The sequence below is a fragment of the Pseudomonas entomophila L48 genome (genome assembly GCF_000026105.1).
Classification (GTDB): Bacteria; Pseudomonadota; Gammaproteobacteria; order Pseudomonadales; family Pseudomonadaceae; genus Aquipseudomonas; species Aquipseudomonas entomophila.
On the sequence record NC_008027.1, the window covers coordinates 904,670 to 924,199 of the forward strand.

At 62.1% G+C, this 19,530-nt stretch carries 20 protein-coding genes and 1 pseudogene; 13 read left to right on the forward strand and 8 right to left on the reverse strand.

Features of this window, described 5'->3' with window-relative positions:
- The 6 genes and pseudogenes from PSEEN_RS26905 to PSEEN_RS04035 all read left to right on the forward strand — a co-directional run bounded on the left by PSEEN_RS26905 (position 1) and on the right by PSEEN_RS04035 (position 4,250).
- Entirely contained in the window at positions 1–483 is a 483-nt protein-coding gene (locus tag PSEEN_RS26905) for a hypothetical protein (RefSeq protein ID WP_011532203.1), read from the forward strand.
- Positions 484–875: 392 nt separating this feature from the next.
- A complete protein-coding gene (locus tag PSEEN_RS04020; RefSeq protein WP_197533004.1) occupies positions 876–1,097 on the forward strand; it encodes a hypothetical protein in 222 nt (73 codons plus the stop codon).
- Between the two features lie 179 nt (positions 1,098–1,276).
- Complete coding sequence (locus tag PSEEN_RS04025) at positions 1,277–1,627, forward strand: hypothetical protein (protein WP_044487680.1); 351 nt, start codon at positions 1,277–1,279, stop codon at positions 1,625–1,627.
- A 98-nt stretch (positions 1,628–1,725) separates the two neighbouring features.
- Positions 1,726–1,905: pseudogene (locus PSEEN_RS27210) on the forward strand (hypothetical protein); the annotation flags it as partial.
- Between the two features lie 10 nt (positions 1,906–1,915).
- Entirely contained in the window at positions 1,916–2,491 is a 576-nt protein-coding gene (locus tag PSEEN_RS04030; RefSeq protein ID WP_011532206.1) for a hypothetical protein, read from the forward strand.
- Between the two features lie 850 nt (positions 2,492–3,341).
- Positions 3,342–4,250 (forward strand): DUF2167 domain-containing protein, encoded by a 909-nt coding sequence (locus tag PSEEN_RS04035; protein ID WP_011532207.1) that lies wholly within the window; start codon positions 3,342–3,344, stop codon positions 4,248–4,250.
- A gap of 704 nt (positions 4,251–4,954) precedes the next feature.
- On the opposite strand, the gene PSEEN_RS04040 is transcribed toward PSEEN_RS04035, so the two are convergent.
- Together PSEEN_RS04040 and PSEEN_RS04045 are read right to left on the reverse strand one after the other, a co-directional pair.
- On the reverse strand, positions 4,955–5,224 hold the full coding sequence (locus PSEEN_RS04040) for a DUF3077 domain-containing protein (RefSeq protein ID WP_011532208.1): 270 nt from the start codon (positions 5,222–5,224) through the stop codon (positions 4,955–4,957).
- Between the two features lie 122 nt (positions 5,225–5,346).
- Positions 5,347–5,589, reverse strand: coding sequence for a hypothetical protein (locus tag PSEEN_RS04045; RefSeq protein WP_011532209.1), 243 nt, complete (start codon positions 5,587–5,589; stop codon positions 5,347–5,349).
- 542 nt (positions 5,590–6,131) lie between these two features.
- On the opposite strand from PSEEN_RS04045, the gene hemA reads away from it, so the two are divergent.
- The 5 genes from hemA to murI are packed head-to-tail and all read left to right on the forward strand — an operon-like array spanning position 6,132 to position 10,858.
- A complete protein-coding gene (gene hemA / locus PSEEN_RS04050; RefSeq protein ID WP_011532210.1) occupies positions 6,132–7,409 on the forward strand; it encodes a glutamyl-tRNA reductase in 1,278 nt (425 codons plus the stop codon).
- Positions 7,406–8,488, forward strand: a complete 1,083-nt coding sequence (gene prfA / locus PSEEN_RS04055) for a peptide chain release factor 1 (protein ID WP_011532211.1) — start codon at positions 7,406–7,408, stop codon at positions 8,486–8,488. The genes hemA and prfA overlap by 4 nt, the downstream gene beginning before the upstream one ends.
- A complete protein-coding gene (prmC, locus tag PSEEN_RS04060; protein WP_011532212.1) occupies positions 8,489–9,319 on the forward strand; it encodes a peptide chain release factor N(5)-glutamine methyltransferase in 831 nt (276 codons plus the stop codon).
- Complete coding sequence (locus tag PSEEN_RS04065) at positions 9,313–10,068, forward strand: molybdopterin-synthase adenylyltransferase MoeB (RefSeq protein ID WP_011532213.1); 756 nt, start codon at positions 9,313–9,315, stop codon at positions 10,066–10,068. Before prmC ends, PSEEN_RS04065 begins: the two co-directional genes overlap by 7 nt.
- A complete protein-coding gene (gene murI, locus PSEEN_RS04070; RefSeq protein ID WP_011532214.1) occupies positions 10,061–10,858 on the forward strand; it encodes a glutamate racemase in 798 nt (265 codons plus the stop codon). The genes PSEEN_RS04065 and murI overlap by 8 nt, the downstream gene beginning before the upstream one ends.
- Positions 10,859–10,990: 132 nt before the next feature.
- Here the strand turns inward: murI and PSEEN_RS04075 are convergent, their stop codons facing one another.
- From PSEEN_RS04075 to PSEEN_RS04095, 5 genes are all read right to left on the reverse strand, one after another.
- Complete coding sequence (locus PSEEN_RS04075) at positions 10,991–11,677, reverse strand: SDR family oxidoreductase (RefSeq protein WP_044487683.1); 687 nt, start codon at positions 11,675–11,677, stop codon at positions 10,991–10,993.
- Positions 11,674–13,128, reverse strand: coding sequence for a deoxyribodipyrimidine photo-lyase (gene phrB / locus PSEEN_RS04080; RefSeq protein ID WP_011532216.1), 1,455 nt, complete (start codon positions 13,126–13,128; stop codon positions 11,674–11,676). The genes PSEEN_RS04075 and phrB overlap by 4 nt, the downstream gene beginning before the upstream one ends.
- Positions 13,129–13,152: 24 nt before the next feature.
- Positions 13,153–14,022, reverse strand: a complete 870-nt coding sequence (locus PSEEN_RS04085; RefSeq protein ID WP_011532217.1) for a MerR family transcriptional regulator — start codon at positions 14,020–14,022, stop codon at positions 13,153–13,155.
- On the reverse strand, positions 14,012–14,980 hold the full coding sequence (locus tag PSEEN_RS04090) for a YbgA family protein (protein WP_011532218.1): 969 nt from the start codon (positions 14,978–14,980) through the stop codon (positions 14,012–14,014). The genes PSEEN_RS04085 and PSEEN_RS04090 overlap by 11 nt, the downstream gene beginning before the upstream one ends.
- Positions 14,981–15,088: 108 nt before the next feature.
- Positions 15,089–16,075 carry an NAD(P)/FAD-dependent oxidoreductase gene (locus PSEEN_RS04095; RefSeq protein WP_011532219.1) on the reverse strand — a complete coding sequence of 329 codons (987 nt, stop codon included), beginning with the start codon at positions 16,073–16,075 and terminating at the stop codon, positions 15,089–15,091.
- Positions 16,076–16,262: 187 nt separating this feature from the next.
- On the opposite strand from PSEEN_RS04095, the gene PSEEN_RS04100 reads away from it, so the two are divergent.
- Both PSEEN_RS04100 and hemH read left to right on the forward strand, forming a co-directional pair.
- Positions 16,263–17,168 (forward strand): TIGR01777 family oxidoreductase, encoded by a 906-nt coding sequence (locus PSEEN_RS04100; RefSeq protein WP_011532220.1) that lies wholly within the window; start codon positions 16,263–16,265, stop codon positions 17,166–17,168.
- A gap of 13 nt (positions 17,169–17,181) precedes the next feature.
- The gene (gene hemH, locus PSEEN_RS04105) at positions 17,182–18,195 is read left to right on the forward strand and encodes a ferrochelatase (protein ID WP_011532221.1); all 1,014 of its coding nucleotides are present in this window, start codon (positions 17,182–17,184) and stop codon (positions 18,193–18,195) included.
- Positions 18,196–18,255: 60 nt separating this feature from the next.
- Here hemH and PSEEN_RS04110 read toward each other — a convergent pair whose 3' ends face one another.
- On the reverse strand, positions 18,256–19,530 hold the full coding sequence (locus PSEEN_RS04110) for a uracil-xanthine permease family protein (RefSeq protein WP_011532222.1): 1,275 nt from the start codon (positions 19,528–19,530) through the stop codon (positions 18,256–18,258).

A 19,530-nucleotide genomic window follows, 5' to 3' on the forward strand; every position in this document is an offset into this window, starting at 1 on the left:
ATGAAAGAGCTACAAGATAGATGGGCGGCTGGCCAGTTAATAGGGCTGGATATTGTGTATTGCGGGGGGGCTGCTGTTAAGAATATAGATATTGCTTCTATTGAAAATGATAGGCTTACGCATGCTTTTGGTAGGGAGTATAGGATTTCATATGAGGGTGAGGCCGAGCTTAATGAGTTGCTTGGCGATGACGATGTCTGGTCGGAAGTGCAGGTGTATAATAAGTTATCGCTGGAAGGAGGGCGGGTAATCCTTTGCGGCGAGGGCGAGATGGGCAATGAGGGGTTTATTGCAAGAACGGATAAAGACAACAATATCGAGTGGTTCTTGTTCTCGACGACATCTAATCCGTTTGTGGATATCAGGCGGCAGGGCGACTTTGTTTACATTCAGTCTACGCACAGATTTTGTATTGCTCTGAACTTGCTAAGTGATGAGGTGTTTATTGTCAATGAGGACTTTTCCACGCTTGGTGCGGTTTGAATAACATCTAGGGTGGCTGGGGTCGGGGTTTTAGGGGTTGATATCCTGCCCCTGCCCGAGGCCTCATCCCAAGAGTTTGAGGTAATCGAGGCACAGTCTATAAGGGATATTTTAGTTTTGGCGGATTTGTGCCTAATCGCGGCCGCGCTGGCGGGGTCAGTCCAGGCCAAGTGCCTGCTAATCCGGCAGCTGCCGCAGCCAACCTGCTAGTCTAGGACCGCCAGGCCAGCATAGACAACTACATGGCCGGCGCCTACAGCACCAACCTCAGCTCCGCCCTCAATGCGACGGCCAAGGCCGAACTGCTCGCATGCTTAACCTGAAAGAAAATAAATACGTCCTTTTTTCTAGTCTGCGCTGGAGGCAACAAAGGATAAATGGAAGTTGTGTCCATGAAAAAAGAATTTATTAATGGAGTGCTTGCTGGTGTAGTGGCCCGCTCAGATCTCATGAGTTTGAGGGCGGTGCTCGTTGATTTCAAGGTGCGAGGTATGCCCAAGGATGAAATGCTTGAATGCCTTGAAAATCTGAGGGCCGCGGCCGATGAGAATATAATTCTAGAGTTGATGGATTTTGTCGAGGGTTATTGCATTAAAGATCTGTCAATTTATTGAGTGGATTGATCATGGCTTGACCAAAAAAAGTGGCGAATTTATTTTTGCTACTCTGAGGTAAAAAAATAAATCCGTCCACTTTTTCTTTTTTCTATCCATCCTGATGGGGTTGTTGGATTTAATTATGAAAGCCTAAAGGGACTTTCTCAAACGCTTGGCGAAACTAAGAGGTGCCCTCGATGATAGAGTTTAAATTGGTGTCTGCTAATGGGCTGTCTCTTGGGGGATTATTGGTTTCTTCCATAAATGGTATGCGAGTGATCGGTTCTTTTTTGCCAGATAGAGATTTTGACCTATATGGAAAGTTGTTCAAGGAACATGAGCGAGCGGTGAATGAGCAGCTTTTTATAGAGGAGGAGCGTTTGATGAAGGAAATAGACTCGCTTGGGCTTTATGTCGTCGGCCCTTCACCAGGAACTGATTCTCATAGTATTGAAAATTTGCAGATTATGGAGGGCGGGGCGAGTTTTAGGCTGATGATCGATCTTGGTGCTATTGAGAGTGTGATGCTTGGTGAGGGTAAGTTGTAATATATTAAATGTTGAAATTGTGCGAAAGTTATTGAGGCGAAGATTAGGCAAGGCTAAAGCAGCCGAGGACGCGGAGTGCATTGGGGGCATGAGTATGCTTCGCTTTCGACCTGGGCGGCAACCTGCTGGGTGAAAAGACCCAGGAACTCAGCCGTACGCTGTAAAGCGACCCACGGCGCAACAAGCTGATGGATAACCTGCTGCGTAAATACGCTGGGACCCATTTCCAGTACGCCGAATGCGGCAACCTGATCTATCGCCTGCACAACGGGGAATATGGAGTAAGGTATGAGTGAATTGATGACGGCGTTTAGTGCGATCGAGGATTCTTTTAATGAGAAGGTTCGCGGTTTTGTTGAGTCGGTTCAGCGTTCTGGGCTTTCGTGGTCTAGTTATGAACTGCACGAACGCGTCATAAATCAGTATGGCTATGATGTTCGGGCGCTGTATTTACAGTATGAGCCTGATTTGATGGCGATGCTGCGTTCTGGCAGTAGTGAAGATCGGCGAGTATCTTTAAAAGTTGCAAGGGATGGTTTGCTTGATTTTTCTTGCTCTGACTCGTTTGTCGAGGAACTCATAAATATATCGATAGATGGGAATGAGGAAGAGATGCTGCTGGCAAGAGGTATTTTAGCTTCCCGTGGCTGGACATCTGGTCGGGATGAGCTGGTCGGGAAAATTGTATCTGGTTTCTGCAGTGATGGTATGGATTATTATACATATAAAAATGTTGGTGAATTTTTATGTGTTATTGGGGGTGAGAGCTTGCTAGAAGCGCATATAAAACTGGGCGAGGGTAGCCAGGATGAAGATATCGTTGAGCTGGCTAATGATCTAAGTTTGCACTTTTTTCGTGGGTAATTTGTTTTTGTATACGTGTTTGAGAGCTCTAGCTGGTAGTGGCTGGGGTAGGGCTTACATCACGACATACTCATCGCGGAGATTTGGTTGGTCATTCTATGTGCGCGCGGGGGCGATTGATTGTGAGGCCGGCTGCAAGTGAACCCAACCAAGGCCAATGGGCGAGGCGTGGATCAAAAAGGGGACGGATTTGAATGGTGCTTACTTAGTAATTAACCCTCTGATCTGTAAGAAGAAATGAAGAAGGGCTGGCCTTGGCCCCTGGTTTTGCCGAACTTTGCGAAGCTTCGAGGTGTACGACGGGAGAGGTGCAGCGCCTATCAGATCGAGCGCCGCCCGCGCGGCGCATCGCGGATGAATGCGCTCCTACATCGGTAGCAACGCGGCCATGACAGATAGGGCATGGTTGTTCGCTTTGTTGGCTCGACGCAATTTATCGGCTGGCGCCGCCGCCCCACCTGTCTCAAGCCTTGCGTCAGGGCTGGCAACCATGGCCTCACAGGTGCGGCACGTTGCAACAAATGTAGGAGCGGATTCATCCGCGATGCGCCGCGCGGGCGGCGCTCGATCTTGAGCGCGCTGCAAGGCGGACGGCGAGCACCTAGGCTCTGTCCGAAAAGAGATGTCGCTAACACCGCATGGAACAGTCGCGTTGGCTCGACGCAATGCTGACTGCGTCCAGGCAGAGGCTGGGCACAGAGGATGTCACTGGCTTGACCGCCAGAAAGGAGGACGCGCAAGCGTGTCCCGTTGGCATCGAAAGGTAGACAAGGACACGAGATTCTGGCGATTGGCCAGCTTTTTCAGTTATCCTGCGCGCCCAAATTATTTCAAATTGTAAGGGACTACGATGAAACACCTGCGCCAGTTGTTGGCGGCAGTGTTGCTCTGCGCGACTACTTTGCCCGCCATTGCCGCCAGCACTCCCGCGTCTGCGCCAACCGCCAGCGAACAACCGCACCAGACCGCCGAACAGTGGCTGGCCACGCTCAAGCAACAGCACGGCAACATCACCCTGCCCGGCGGTATCGCCAGCCTCCAACTCAACAACGAGTTCTACTACCTGTCGCCGGGCGACACCGAGCGCCTGCTGACCGAAGGCTGGGGCAACCCACCGGGCTTCAAGACCCTCGGCATGATCATCCCGACCGCCGTCAATCCACTGGCGGACAACGGCTGGGGCGTGATCATCAGCTACAAGAACGACGGCCACATTTCCGACGATGACGCAGCCAAGATCGACTACGCCGACCTGCTCGAGCAGATGAAGGCCGATGACGAGGAAGACAACAAGGAGCGTCGCAAGCAAGGCTATGCCGGCCTGACACTGTTGGGCTGGGCCGAACCACCGAGCTACGATCAGGCTACCCACAAGATGTACTGGGCGCGAGAGTTGAAGGCCGAAGACGCCGACCAGACCACCCTGAACTACAGCATCCGCGTGCTGGGCCGCGAAGGCGTGCTGGAGCTCAATGCCGTGGCGGCGATGGCCGACCTGCAGACCATCAAGCAGGAAACGCCAAAGATTCTCGCCTTCACCAACTTCACCGACGGTAACCGCTACGCCGATTACGACGCCAAGACCGACAAGCTGGCGCCATACGGACTGGCCGCCCTGGTCGCCGGTGGCATCGCCGCCAAGGCGGGCCTGTTCGCCAAGATCGGTGTTGCCTTGCTGGCGTTCAAGAAGTTCATCATCCTGGGCTTGGTGGCCATCGCCGGCTTCTTCGGCAAGCTGTTCAAGCGCAAGCGATCCTGATTCAGACCTGGCTCACCCTTGCTGGGTGGGCCACCTCCTTAAAGCGAACGTGCCTGCTGAATGCTTCCAGGCATTAATGCCGTTCAGGGCGCAATGTGGTGGGGCTATCATCCATGACCGTCCGCCATCGACCCAATGCAGCCCTCGGACCTTTCGATTTAGAGTCAGCTTTGCTGCTTTCAGGGCGAACCCTAGAGAAAATAACCTGGTTCTGCCGAACTTTGCGAAGCTTCGAGGTGTACGACGGGAGAGGTGCAGCGCCTATCAGATCGAGCGCCGCCCGCGCGGCGCATCGCGGATGAATCCGCTCCTACATTGGTTGCAACGTGGCCATGATAGATAGGCCATGGTTGTTCGCCTTGTTGGCACGACGCAATTTATCGGCTGGCGCCGCCGCCCCACCTGGCTCAAGCCTTGCGTCAGGGCTGGCAACCATGGCCTCACAGGTGCGGCACGTTGCAATAGATGTAGGAGCGGATTCATCCGCGATGCGCCGCGCGGGCGGCGCTCGATCTTGAGCGCGCTGCAAGGCGGACGGCGAGCACCTAGTCGCCAACACGCGGTCAAAAGCCCTGCGCCCAAACACCTCGAGTGGGGGAAAAGGGGACGAATTTGAATGGCACTTATTTAGGTGCATGTTCGGCTTTCGTTGCGCTCAATGCGATTGCCTGGGAGCCGGCGCACCGCCCCCAGGCACCGCATGCTCAGTGCCTCATTCCCAACTCGGCATCATCCATCAACGCCTTGGCCAGCGCGCTCAGGTAGTACGACGCCCAGAGCAGTTGCGGCTTTTCTTCCATGATCCCGGTGATGGTCAGGTCGCGCACGCAGCCCATCAGCTCCGAGGCTTGGTCGCGGGCGTGCTGGCAGGGGATGCCGGGTTCGATGCAGAACAGCGGGTCGGTTTGGCCTTCGCCCTGGTAGAACTTGGTTTTGCCTGCTGTGGTGTTGGAGGTGGTGTCGTCTGTGGTCATTGTTTTTCTCCCTGAAGTGGTGGGGGCCTGGGCGGGCCCTTTCGCCAGCAAGGCTGGCTCCTACAGGTGAAACGCAGCCCCCGGTAGGAGCCGGCTTGCCGGCGAACAGGGCCGGGCGCGGCCTAATGCAGCGTCTGCGGAGCCTTGGGCATCTGCACCTGGATCAACGCCGACTCAAGCAGCACGCGCAGCGATTCGACTTCGTGGATCGACGCCATCATCAGGATCGTGGCCGGTGATCTGGGCTGGGCGTGCACGGCCTGATGGGCCACGGTCAGCGCGCACAGGGCGTACTCGGTGGCCTGGATGAGGGTGTCTTCAAGGGAGTGAGGGTTGTGGGGTGGATCGGGGACAATCTTAAGCATCGGTATTTTTCCTGAAGAAAGGGCCGACACCATCTGCTGTCAAACAAGAGGGTGGCAGCTGTGCATGGGTTGACAGACCGGCAGGAAAAAGCCAAAAAACCCGGCGCACACGAGGTGCCCCACACACAGCCGCCATAGAGCGCAAGCCATGAGGTTTTTTTCTGAGCGGCCTGTCAAAGCCGATCGCTGATTGTGCAGCGACCGCCCGAGACTAGAGGCCAACCCAGACCACCGCAATGGCTTAAAGGGCCTGGGAGTATGTTTGGGAAATGGACTACAGGAAAGGCGCTTAATCTGATTCTTTTCGCTCGCGTTAAAGCTCACAACGCGCTCAACAGCCCCCAGCATGGGATCAAACTTGTCGATACCCCCATCGCCAGGAGCCGTGCGGACGCTCACTTCGTCGGCGTATAGCCACCCCTGCCACCCTGCGCCAGACACCGTGATAGCGCTTGACCATCACCACAATAGCGAACGGTGGTTGTTCAAAAACCTGCGAAGTAGGACAATTATCGGCTTCACGTCCCAACCAGCGACCTTGCATGGCCTTTCTTGCACTTGGTATTAACCATAAGACTGCCTCGGTAGACGTACGCGAGCGCGTGGCGTTTACCCCGGAGCAGCTGGTGGACGCCCTGCAGCAGCTGTGCCGACTGACCGCCAGCCGCGAGGCGGCGATCCTGTCGACCTGCAACCGCAGCGAGCTCTACATCGAGCAGGACCACATCGCCGCCGACGCCGTGCTGCAGTGGCTGGCCGACTACCACCAGTTGAGCCTCGACGAGCTGCGCGCCAGCGCCTACATCCACGAAGAGCACGACGCGGTCCGGCACATGATGCGCGTGGCCTCGGGCCTCGATTCGCTGGTGCTCGGTGAGCCGCAGATCCTCGGCCAGATGAAGTCGGCCTACGCCGTGGCCCGCGAGGCCGGCACCGTCGGCCCGCTGCTGGGGCGCCTGTTCCAGGCCACCTTCAGCGCCGCCAAGCAGGTGCGCACCGACACCGCCATCGGCGAGAACCCGGTGTCGGTGGCGTTCGCCGCAGTGAGCCTGGCCAAGCAGATCTTCTCCGACCTGGGCCGCAGCCAGGCGCTGCTGATCGGCGCTGGCGAGACCATCACTCTGGTCGCCCGCCACCTGCACGAGCAGGGCGTGCGTCGTATCGTCGTCGCCAACCGCACCTTGGAGCGCGCCAGCATCCTGGCCGAGCAGTTCGGCGCCCATGCGGTGCTGCTGGCAGACATTCCGCAAGAGCTGGCCAACAGCGACATCGTCATCAGTTCCACCGCCAGCCAGCTGCCAATCCTCGGCAAGGGCGCGGTGGAAAGCGCGCTGAAGCAGCGCCGGCACAAGCCGATCTTCATGGTCGACATCGCCGTACCGCGTGATATCGAGCCGCAGGTCGGCGAGCTGGACGACGTCTACCTCTATACCGTCGACGACCTCCACGAAGTGGTGGCGGAAAACCTCAAGAGCCGCCAGGGCGCGGCCCAGGCCGCCGAAGAGCTGGTCTCGGCCGGCGCCGACGACTTCATGGTGCGCCTGCGCGAGCTGGCGGCGGTGGATGTGCTCAAGGCCTATCGCCAGCAAAGCGAGCGCCTGCGCGACGAAGAACTGCAAAAGGCCCTGCGCCTGCTGGGCAACGGCGGCAACCCCGAGGACGTGCTGATGCAACTGGCCCGGGGCCTGACCAACAAACTCCTGCACGCCCCCAGCGTGCAACTGAAAAAGCTCTCTGCCGAAGGCCGCCTCGATGCGCTGGCCATGGCCCAGGAACTCTTCGCCCTTCACGAGGGCTCGACGGACAAAACCCCGCAATGAAAGCGTCGCTGCTGAACAAACTGGACACGCTCCAGGACCGCTTCGAGGAACTCACCGCGCTGCTGGGTGATGCCGAAGTCATTTCCGACCAGACGCGCTTTCGCGCCTACTCCCGCGAGTACGCCGAAGTCGAGCCGGTGATTGCCTGCTATGTAGGCTGGCGCAAGGTCCAGGACGACCTCGAGGGCGCCCAGGCGCTGCTCAAGGACGCCGACCCCGACCTGCGCGAGATGGCCGTGGAGGAAGTGCGCGAAGCCAAGGAGCAGCTGGTTGGCCTGGAGTCGCAGCTGCAGCGCATGCTGCTGCCCAAGGACCCCAACGACGGGCGCAACGTGTTCCTGGAAATCCGCGCCGGCACCGGTGGCGACGAGGCGGCGATCTTCTCCGGCGACCTGTTCCGCATGTACTCGCGCTATGCCGAGAAACGCGGCTGGCGCCTGGAGATCCTGTCTGAAAACGAAGGTGAGCACGGCGGCTACAAGGAGATCATCGCCCGGGTCGAAGGCGACAGCGTCTACGGCAAGTTGAAGTTCGAGTCCGGCGCCCACCGCGTGCAGCGCGTGCCCGAGACCGAATCCCAGGGCCGTATCCACACTTCGGCGTGCACCGTGGCGGTACTGCCCGAGCCCGACGAGCAGGTGGCCATCGAGATCAACCCCGCCGACCTGCGGGTGGACACCTACCGCGCCTCCGGCGCCGGTGGCCAGCACGTCAACAAGACCGACTCGGCCATCCGCATCACTCACTTGCCCACCGGCATCGTGGTCGAGTGCCAGGAAGAGCGTTCGCAGCACAAGAACCGCGCCCGGGCCATGTCCTGGCTGTCGGCCAAGCTCAACGACATGCAGACCAGCGCCGCGCAGAACGCCATCGCCAGCGAGCGCAAGCTGCTGGTGGGTTCGGGTGACCGCTCCGAGCGCATCCGCACCTACAACTATCCACAGGGCCGGGTCACCGACCACCGCATCAACCTGACGCTCTACTCGCTCGACGATATCCTCGCCGGTGGCGTGGACGCCGTGATCGAGCCGTTGCTGGCCGAATACCAGGCCGATCAACTGGCCGCCCTGGGGGACTGAATGACCATCATCGCCAGCCTGCTGCGCAATGCGCAGCTGCCGGATTCGCCGACCGAGCGGCTGGACGCCGAGCTGCTCCTGGCTGCTGCCCTGGGCAAGTCGCGCAGCTACCTGCACACCTGGCCCGAGCGCATCGTCAGCAGCGAGGCGGCCGAGCTGTTCGCCGGCTATCTCGAGCGCCGTCGCGCCGGTGAGCCGGTGGCCTACATCCTGGGCCAGCAGGGCTTCTGGAAGCTCGACCTGGAAGTGGCGCCGCATACGCTGATCCCGCGTCCGGACACCGAGCTGCTGGTGGAAACCGCGCTTGAACTGGTGCCGGCCAAGCCGGCCCGCGTGCTGGACCTGGGCACCGGCACCGGGGCCATCGCCCTGGCGCTGGCCAGCGAATGCCCGGCCTGGCAGGTGACCGCAGTGGACCGCATCGAAGAGGCCGTGGCCCTGGCTGAGCGCAACCGCCAGCGCCTGGGCCTGGGCAACGTCCAGGTGCGTGCCAGCCACTGGTATGACGCCCTCGAAGGCGAGCACTTCGACCTGATCCTCAGCAACCCCCCCTATATCCGCGCCGCCGACCCACACCTGGTGGCCGGTGACGTGCGCTTCGAACCCAGCAGTGCCCTGGTGGCCGGTGAAGACGGGCTGGACGACCTGCGCGTGATCGTCGCCCAGGCCCCGCAACACCTGCTGCCTGGCGGCTGGCTGCTGCTTGAACATGGTTACGATCAGGCTCCCGCAGTGCGCGAGCTGCTGAGCGCCGGCGGCTTCGTCGACGTGGCCAGCCGCGTCGACCTGGGCGGCCATGAACGTATCAGCCTGGGGCGCCTGCCATGTTAAGCGACCAGGAGCTGCTGCGTTATAGCCGCCAGATCCTGCTGTCGCAGGTGGATATCGACGGCCAGCTGCGCCTGAAGCACGGCAAGGCCCTGGTGATCGGCCTGGGCGGCCTGGGCTCGCCAGTGGCGCTGTACCTGGCCGCGGCCGGCGTCGGCGAATTGCACCTGGCCGACTTCGACACGGTCGACCTGACCAACCTGCAGCGCCAGGTCATCCACGACAGCGACAGCGTCGGCATGAGCAAGGTCGACTCGGCGATCAAGCGCCTGCAAGCGATCAACCCCGAAATTGCGCTAGTCGCCCATCGCCAGGCGCTGGACGAGGATTCGCTGGCTGCAGCGGTGGCCGCCGTCGACGTGGTGCTGGACTGCTCCGACAACTTCACTACCCGCGAAGCGGTAAACGCCGCCTGTGTGGTGGCTGGCAAGCCCCTGGTCAGCGGCGCGGCGATTCGCCTCGAAGGCCAGCTGTCGGTGTTCGACACCCGTCGCGACACCAGCCCTTGCTACCACTGCCTGTACGGCCATGGCAGCGAGGCCGAGTTGACCTGCAGCGAAGCCGGCGTGCTTGGCCCGTTGGTCGGTCTGGTCGGCAGCCTGCAGGCGCTCGAGGCGCTGAAGCTGCTGGCGGGCTTCGGTGAGCCGCTGGTAGGGCGGCTGTTGCTGATCGACGCGCTGGGCACGCGCATGCGCGAGCTGCGGGTCAAGCGCGATCCGGCCTGCGCCGTGTGTGGCAACCGTCATGAATGAGCGTTCGGCGCCGATTGGCGTGATGGACTCGGGCGTCGGCGGCCTTTCCGTGCTGGCCGAGATCCAGCGCCTGCTGCCCAACGAAACGCTGCTGTATGTGGCCGATAGCGGGCATGTGCCGTATGGCGAGAAGTCGCCCGACTATATTCGCCAGCGCTTGCGGCATATCGCCGGCTTCCTGCGCGAGCAGGGCGCCAAGGCCATGGTGCTGGCCTGCAACACGGCCACCGTGGCCACCGTCGCCGATCTGCGGGCGCTGTATCCGGACTGGCCGTTGGTCGGGATGGAACCTGCGGTCAAGCCGGCGGCGGCGGCGACCCGTTCCGGGGTGGTCGGCGTACTGGCTACCACCGGCACCTTGCAGAGTGCCAAGTTCGCCGCCTTGCTCGACCGTTTTGCCAGCGACGTGCGGGTGATCACCCAACCGTGCCCTGGGTTGGTCGAGTGCATCGAGGCCGGCGATCTCACCAGTCCGGCGCTGCGTCAACTGCTGGCGGGCTATGTGCAGCCGTTATTGGCGCAGGGGTGCGACACCTTGATCCTCGGCTGCACCCACTATCCCTTCCTGCGCCCGATGCTCGCGGACATGGTCCCGGCGGACGTGGCGATCATCGACACCGGCGCCGCCGTGGCGCGGCAGCTGCAACGCCTGCTGGGCGAGCGCGACCTGCTGGCCGACGGGCCAGCGCGGGAAACCGCATTCTGGACCAGCGCCGATCCGGACAGCCTGAAGAAAATCCTGCCCATGCTGTGGATGCAATCTGATCGTGTGCAAAGCTTCCCGCTCTGAACGCTTGCGTCGATGCCTTGGCCCCGTGCGGCCTCTGTAGGAGCGGCTTTAGCCGCGATCACACCAGACACCGCGTCGCCTGCATCGCGGCTGAAGCCGCTCCTACAGAGGACCCTGCGTAGCCAGTCCAGGTTAGCGTGGAAGCGGCCATAGATGGCTCAGGCACATGGGCTCGAGTACCAGTTCCGGTTGGCGTTGGTCCAGGCGCGACACCAGTTCGAGCGCCGCAGTCTGTGCTGTCCATTCCTCCGGGACTACCTGGGCGAGGGTTGCGGATTGTGGTGCCACCACGGTCAGGTCGATACCCTCGGCCTTCAACGGGGTGCGTTGTTCACGCAACCATTGCGGCAGGCTATTGCGAGCGTCTGGAGGTTGCCGGGGGTCGAACAGCTGCTGGGCGGAGTAACGGCTGAGGATTGCCATCACTTGGGGCTTCTCACCATTGGCCAGCAACGGCCGGGCGCCAGCGAGGGCATGCTCGGTGGCGCGCAGGTTGCTGCTGACGATCATCTCGAACAGGTCGGTGTCTGGTGTGTCGTCGGCGAGGTAGTCACAAACCCCGGCGTTGACGATCAAACCGTCGAGCCTACCCCATTGGCGATGTAGCTGCCGGCTGGCGGCTTCAGCCTGAGTCAGGTCTTGAATCTGATCAGGCAGGCGCAGCAGGCGATCGCCATGGCGTTCTGCAATTGCGTTGAGTTCCTGGCTTTCCCTGCCACTGGTTGCGACCCGGTGCCCCTGTTCGAGCAAACGTTCCACCAGGGCCAGCCCAAGTCCTTGGCTGGCCCCTGTCACCCAGAAACTGCGCGTAATGCTCAAGATGTTCCCCTCTGGTTCTGCCAGGTGGACAGCCCCTTGAAGGCGTCCAGTGCACGCTGGCGACTGCTGTCGAGATCGACGATCGGACTCGTGTAGTTGCTTGAGTAATTATTAGTAACAAATAGATCAGCAGATTTCACCGGTCGATGAATCGTTTTTTCGTCCATTGCCTGCAGTTCAGGCAGCCATTGGCGAATGAAGGTTCCCTTCGGGTCGAAGCGTTGTGACTGGGTCGTCGGATTGAAGATCCGGAAGTAGGGCACCGCGTCCGTTCCGGTCGAGGCACTCCACTGCCAGCCGCCGTTGTTGGCGGCCAGGTCGCCGTCGATCAGGTGGCGCATGAAATGACGCTCGCCTTCGCGCCAGTCGATCAGCAGGTTCTTGCTGAGGAACATGGCGACGATCATGCGCAGGCGGTTGTGCATCCACCCGGTTTCCAATAGCTGGCGCATGGCGGCATCGATGATCGGAAAGCCGGTACGGCCCTGCTTCCAGGCTTCCAGGTCGTCAGGCGCGTTGCGCCAGGGCAGGGCCTCGGTGTGCACACGGAACGCGCGATGCCGCGAGACCTGTGGATAACCCACCAGGATGTGTTTGTAGAACTCCCGCCACAGCAGTTCGTTCACCCAGGTCTGCACACCGGCGTTACCGCTGTCGAATTCGCCGTGGTTGCTGGCCAGTGCCGCGTGCAGGCATTGGCGTGGCGAGATGACGCCGGCCGCCAGGTAGGGCGAGAGCTGGCTGGTGCCGGCCTTGGCGGGCAGGTCGCGCAGTTGCGGGTAGTCTTCGACGGTTTCGTCGATGAAGCGCGACAGCCGCCGCTGGGCCTCTTCTTCCCCGGCCGGCCAATGGTCGCGCAGGGATTGTGGGGGGATGGCGAAGCCATCGATCTGTTCCGGGATGGGATCGCTGGCGATGTCGAGAGGGGCTTGGCGCTTCGGTCGTTGTGCTCGCGCGGGCAGGCTGCGGTGCAGGTGTTCGAGGCAGACGCGCTTGAACTGGCTGAATACCTGGAAGTACTGGCCGCCACGGGTCAGCACGCTGCCCGGCTTGAACAGCAACTGGTCGAGATGCGTGTGGGTGGCGACACCGGACTGTTCCAGCAGGGCGCGAGCCGCGCTGTCGCGCAGGGTTTCATTGACACCGTACTCTTCGTTCCAGTGCACGGTGCCGATTTGGTGCTCACGGCAGGCTTCGAGCAGCACCTGGGGCACTTCGCGCCAGGTGTCGGTGGTGCGCACCAGCAGAGGTATGTTCAAGGCCTCCAGCGCCTGGCTCAGCAGGCGCAGGTTACGTAGCCAGAAGTCCACCTTGCAGGCGGCGTCGTCATGGCGTTGCCACTGGCCGGGGCTGGCAATCCAGAGTGCCACGGCCGGGCCACCCTGGCAGGCGGCTGAGAGCGCGGTGTTGTCGTCGATGCGCAGGTCGCTGCGCAGCCAGATCAGTTGCATGGGCATCAGGCCTGTGGTGGTCGGTCAGGGTTGTTGCAGCAGGCGCAAGGCCGCCTGGGGGCTGTCGAACAGATGCAGATTGGGCAGTGCCAGTGCCTGCAACTCTGCCTCGAACAGGCCGATGGCGCTGCCGCCTGCCAGTGTGTTCACACTGATCTCCCGCAATGCGCGCGACAAGGCGGGCAGTTCCGGGCGGCGCCCAAGGTGCAGCAGCAATGCACGGGGTTTCAGCAGCTCCACGGCCTGACGCAGTTGCCGAGGTTCAACCGGCCATTCGAGAATCTCCAACGGCTGGCCACTGCTGCTCAGCAGCCAGGCGCACAGCCAGAATTCGGCGTCGAAGGGCGTGTCGTCGGTGCGGGCGAGCAGCACGCAGGGGCCCGCCAGTGAATGGCTGTCGTGGTACACCCGTGCGCCCAGCTTGCTGCGCAGCCAGGTGTGGAAGAACACCTGCTCCAGGCGTGCGTCGAAGTGGGACTGCCAGCGCTGGGCAAGCGCGTCCAGCAGGGGCAGGAGCAGGCGTTCGCAGACGGTCACGGCGGGGTACAGCGCCATTGCCTGGTTCAGCAACTGGTCCAGCTGGCGCTGGGCGAGGCGGGCGATGGCGGCGATCATCTGTTCGATGCGCTCGCCCCATTCGCCCTGCACGGTGGTGGCGGGGTCGGCGGCCTTGTCCAGCAGCTCGCGCACCTGGCTCACCGCGGCGCCGCGTTCGAGCCAGCGCAGCACGGCTTGCACCCGCTGCACCTGATCTTGTGGATAAAGTCGATGCCCCTTGGGCGTGCGCTGGGGCTTGATCAGGCCGTAGCGGCGCTCCCAGGCGCGCAGGGTGACCGGGTTGACGCCGGTCAGCCGTGCCACTTCGCCGATGGGCAGCAGGTCTTCAGATAGCATTGCGTAGTCCGAGGGTTTCCGGGTGGGGCTGCAGGTAGGCCTGCTGCATCAAGTAGGGGGCGGGGTGGTTGCGCAGGTGGTGCTTCAACAGGGTCAGGGGCACCACCAGTGGTACCACGCCTTTCTGGTACTGGCCGATGACCTCTTGCAACTCGAGCTTGTCCGCTTGCTTGAGGTCTTTACGCAGGTAGCCGCTCAGATGCTGAAGCACGTTGCCGTGGGTACCGCGGCTGGCGCAGCGACGCAGGGCCTGCATCAGCTGGCTGAAGTAGCGTGGGCCGATCTGCTCGGGAGCATCGTCGCGGGTCATGCTACCCAGCAGGCGGCCCAGGTTGCGATAGGCCTGGGGGTTGTGGGCCATCAGCAGGTACTTGTAGCGCGCATGGAAGCGAACCAACGTGCCACGGCTCAGGCCTTCGCGTAGCAGGCCTTGCCAGTCGGCATAGGCGTAGACGCGGGTGATGAAGTTTTCCCGCAGCACCGGGTCGTGCAGGCGCCCTTCTTCTTCGACGGGCAGGTCGGGGCGTCGGGCACAGAACGCCGACGCGAAGGCGCCGCGTCCACCCAGGTGGGGAGGACGGCCGTTGTCCTGATATACCTTGACCCGCTCCAGGCCGCACGAGGGTGACTTCTGCATGAATACGTAGCCGCAGATATCGTCGAGTTCGCCCGCCATCTGTTCGCCGTAGGCCCGCAGCGGGCCTGCCAGGTCGGTGGTGGTGTCGCGGCTGGCGGTGACGGCGGGATGATCCGGGTCACCCACCAGGCGGATGGGTTCGCGGGGTACACCGAGGCCAATGGCGACTTCCGGGCACACGGGCACCCAGTCGAAATGTTCGTCGAGCAGGTCGCGGCAGAGGTCGGAGCGCTTGTGGCCAGCGTTGTAGCGTACGTTCTGTCCGGTCAGGCAGGCGCTGATGGCCAGGCGTGGTTTGCCGCTGGGGGCGGAAAGGTTCATTGCAGACTCCGGAATTACTTGTACAGAAGGCTTGGTTTGTACAGGTTTATTCCAGCACATCTGCAGACTTATACAAGTGTTACTTTCTGTATAAGTCCGCGTTCTGCGCTAATCCAGATGCTCGAGCAGGCGTCTGGCGGCTTCCTGGCCGCTGAGCCAGGCCCCTTCGACACGGCCGGAAAGGCACCAGTCGCCGCAGGCATAAAGGCCTTGATCGGCATCGGCCAGCGCGCCCCATTCATGGTTGCCGGCAGGGCGGGCATACAGCCAGCGGTGGGCGACGGCGAACGAGGGAGGAGGTACCGCGCAGCCGACCAGTTCGGCGAACTCTCCGTGCAACTGCTCGATCACCTCTTCCTTGGAGAGGTCGATATGGTGTTTGCTCCAGTTCGACGTGGCGTGCAGGACCCAGGTATCGAGCTGTTCCTCGCGGCCAGGCTTGCTGCGATTGCGCGCCAGCCAGTCGAGCGGGTTGTCCTGTACGAAGCACCCCTGCATCGGGGTTTCCAGAGGGGTCTCGAAGCCCAGGGCAATGGCCCAGGTCGGCTCCATCTGCACGCCGGCTGCCACCGCCGCGAGTTTGGGCGTGGCGGCCAGCAGGGGCGTGGCCTGAGGCGCCGGCACGGCAATCACCACCCGGCTGAACGGACCATGGCTGCAACCCTCGGTGTCCTGCAGGTGCCAGTATTGTTTGCCGCGGAACACTTCGGCGATGCGGCAGCCGAAGTTCACCGTGACATCCTTGAGCAGGCCGCGTGTGATGGCGCTCATGCGGGGCACACCAACCCAGCGGATCTGCTCGTCGGGGGAGGGGGTGAGTTCGCCATCGCGGTAGTTGTAGAGCTGGGGCTTCCATTGCGCGGCCCAGCCAGCGGCAACCCATTGCTGCACCTGCTCGACGAAGCGCCGGTCGCGGGCGGTGAAGTACTGGGCGCCCAGGTCGAGCGCGCCGACCTCGCTGCGCTTGCTGGCCATGCGCCCGCCGCTGCCGTGGCCCTTGTCGAACAGGTGGACGGTCTGCCCGGCCTTCTGCAGGGCCTGGGCGGCAGACAGGCCGGCGATACCGGCACCAATGATGGCAATTGGAACAGTCATGATGGCCTCTTCGAACCGTGCTGTGTGCAGCCTACGCTGCTCGGCAAACCTGTACAATGCACAATGTTTGTATAAGGTTATTCCGCTCGATAGGACAGGTTCGCCTATGTTTATCCGAGAGCGTATGGTCAAAAAAGTGCCTTGATCTTAAAAATAGACCACGGCCGCCAACTGTGAGGACACAGCCATGCATATATTGCTGACCGGCGGTACTGGCCTGATCGGCCAGCACCTGTGCCAGCTCTGGCGCGGCCAGGGCCATCGCCTGACCGTGTGGAGCCGAACCCCCGAATTGGTGCCGAAACACTGTGGCACGGGTGTGCGAGGTGTCGCCCGCCTGGACGATATCGCGCAGGACGACCCGGTGGACGCCGTGATCAACCTGGCGGGGGCGCCGATCGCCGACCGCCCGTGGACGGCGGCACGTCGAACCTTGCTGTGGTCCAGTCGCGTGACCCTGACCGAACAACTGCTGGCGTGGCTGGAAACCCGCGAGCAGCGCCCTGGCGTGCTGATCTCGGGCTCCGCCGTGGGCTGGTACGGCGATGGCGGTGAGCGTGAGCTGACCGAAGCTTCGCCCCCCGTGAAGGAAGACTTCGCCAGCCAACTGTGCATCGCCTGGGAAGAGACCGCCTCGCGCGCACAGGCGCTCGGGATTCGCGTGGTGCTGGTGCGCACGGGGCTGGTGCTGGCCAGTGATGGCGGCTTTTTGTCGCGCCTGCGCCTGCCGTTCAAGCTGGGGCTGGGCGGGCCGTTGGGCGATGGTCGGCAATGGATGCCCTGGGTCCATATAGAAGACCAGATCGGCCTGATTGATTTTCTCTTGCGGCACAACGAGGCAAGCGGTCCTTATAATGCCTGCGCGCCAGAGCCTGTGCGCAATCGCGAGTTCGCCAGGCGCCTGGGCCGTGCGCTGCACCGCCCGGCGTTCCTGCCGATGCCGGCCTTGTTGCTCAAGGCCGGGCTGGGCGAGCTGTCGACGCTGCTGCTCGGCGGCCAGCGCGCGCGCCCCGTGCGCCTTCTGGCGGCAGGCTTCACGTTCCGCTTCAACGATCTGCAATCGGCCCTGGACGACCTGTCCAGGCGCCTCTGACATAGGACGCTGCATGACCGATCACGCCCTGCTGCTGGTCAACCTGGGTTCGCCGGCCTCCACCTCGGTGGCTGACGTGCGCCGTTACCTCAACCAGTTCCTCATGGACCCGTACGTGATCGACCTGCCCTGGCCGGTGCGGCGGTTGCTGGTGTCGCTGATCCTGATCAAGCGCCCGGAACAGTCGGCCCACGCCTACGCTTCGATCTGGTGGGACGAAGGTTCGCCGCTGGTGGTGCTGACCCGCCGTCTGCAAGCCGCGATGGTCGAGCACTGGCCCCACGGGCCGGTGGAAATCGCCATGCGCTACGGTGAGCCAGCCTTACCGGACGTGCTTGAGCGCCTGGCGGCCCAGGGTGTACGCAAGGTGACGCTGGCGCCGCTGTATCCACAGTTCGCCGACAGCACGGTGACCACGGTGGTGGAACTGGCCAAGCAGACCATCGCCGAGCGCAAGCTGCCACTGCAGACCCGCATCCTGCAACCGTTCTATGACCACCCCGACTATATCCAGGCGCTGGCCGCCAGCGCCCGGCCGTACCTGGAGCAGCAATACGATCATCTGTTGCTGAGTTTCCACGGCTTGCCCGAGCGCCACCTGAAGAAGCTCGACCCTTCCGGCAACCACGACTTCCAGGCCGCCGACTGCTGCAAGGACGCCAGCGCCGAGATGCGTGCGGTGTGCTATCGCGGCCAGTGCCTGGCCACGGCCAAGGCGTTCGCGCAGAAGATGGGCATTCCCGACGGCAAGTGGTCGGTGTCATTCCAGTCGCGGCTGGGGCGCGCCAAATGGATCGAGCCCTACACCGAGACGCGCCTGGACGAGCTGGGCAAGGCAGGGGTGAAGAAGTTGCTGGTGATGTGCCCGGCGTTCGTCGCCGATTGCATCGAGACGCTGGAGGAGATCGGCGATCGGGGCAAGGAGCAGTTCATCGAGGCGGGCGGGAAAGAGCTGGTGCTGGTGCCGTGCCTGAATGATCACCCGGAATGGGTGAGGGTGCTGGCGGGGATGTGCGAGAACGCCTGAGAAACTCGCCCGGCTTTGAATCGAGGGGCCGCAAGGCGGCCCCAGGATTTCAATGAAGGATCAGTGCAACTGATCGTCCAGCTTCTTGTTCTTCCAGCCATCGTTGCCCGGCAGGATCAGGTTCAGGGCGATGGCCACGATGGCGCACAGGGCGATGCCCTTCAGGCCCCAGTCGTCCGGGCCGTCGCCGCTGCCGATCAGCACGCCGCCGATACCGAACACCAGGGTCACCGAGACGATCACCAGGTTGCGCGCTTCGGCCAGGTCGATCTTGTGGCGGATCATGGTGTTCATGCCCACCGCCGCGATCGAGCCGAACAGCAGGCAGAGAATGCCGCCCATCACCGGTACCGGAATGCTCTGCAGCAGCGCGCCGAACTTGCCGATGAAGGCCAGGGTGATGGCGAATACCGCCGCCCAGGTCATGATCTTCGGGTTGTAGTTCTTGGTCAGCATCACCGCGCCGGTCACTTCGGCGTAGGTGGTGTTGGGCGGGCCACCGAACAGGCCGGCCGCGGTGGTCGCCAAGCCATCGCCCAGCAGGGTGCGGTGCAGGCCGGGCTTCTTCAGGTAGTCGCGGCCGGTCACGCTGCCCACCGCAATCACGCCGCCGATATGTTCGATCGCCGGAGCCAGGGCCACCGGAACGATGAACAGGATCGCCTGCCAGTTGAATTCCGGCGCGGTGAACTTGGGCAGTTCCAGCCAAGGGGCGGCGGCGATCTTGGCGGTATCGACCACGCCAAAGGCGAACGACAGGGCAAAGCCCACCAGTACGCCGGAGATGATCGGCACCAGACGGAAGATGCCCTTGCCGAACACGGCCACGATCAAGGTGGTCAGCAATGCCGGCATGGAGATCATCATCGCGGTCTGGTACGGCATCAACACGCTGCCGTCACCCGCCTTGCCCATGGCCATGTTGGCGGCGATCGGTGCCATGGCCAGGCCGATGGAGATGATCACTGGGCCAATGACAACGGGCGGCAGCATGCGGTCGATGAAGCCGGTGCCTTTGATCTTCACCATCAAACCCATGAAGGTGTAGACGAAGCCGGCGGCCATCACCCCGCCCATGGTCGCGGCCAGGCCGAACTGGCCCTTGGCGAGAATGATCGGGGTGATGAAGGCGAAGCTCGAAGCGAGGAACACCGGCACCTGGCGGCCGGTCACCAGCTGGAACAACAAGGTGCCGAGGCCGGCGGTGAACAGCGCCACGTTGGGGTCGAGGCCGGTGATCAGTGGCATCAGTACCAGCGCGCCGAATGCCACGAAGAGCATCTGCGCGCCCGAGACGACCTGGCGCCAGAGCGGGTCGTTGAAGCCGTCCTGCAT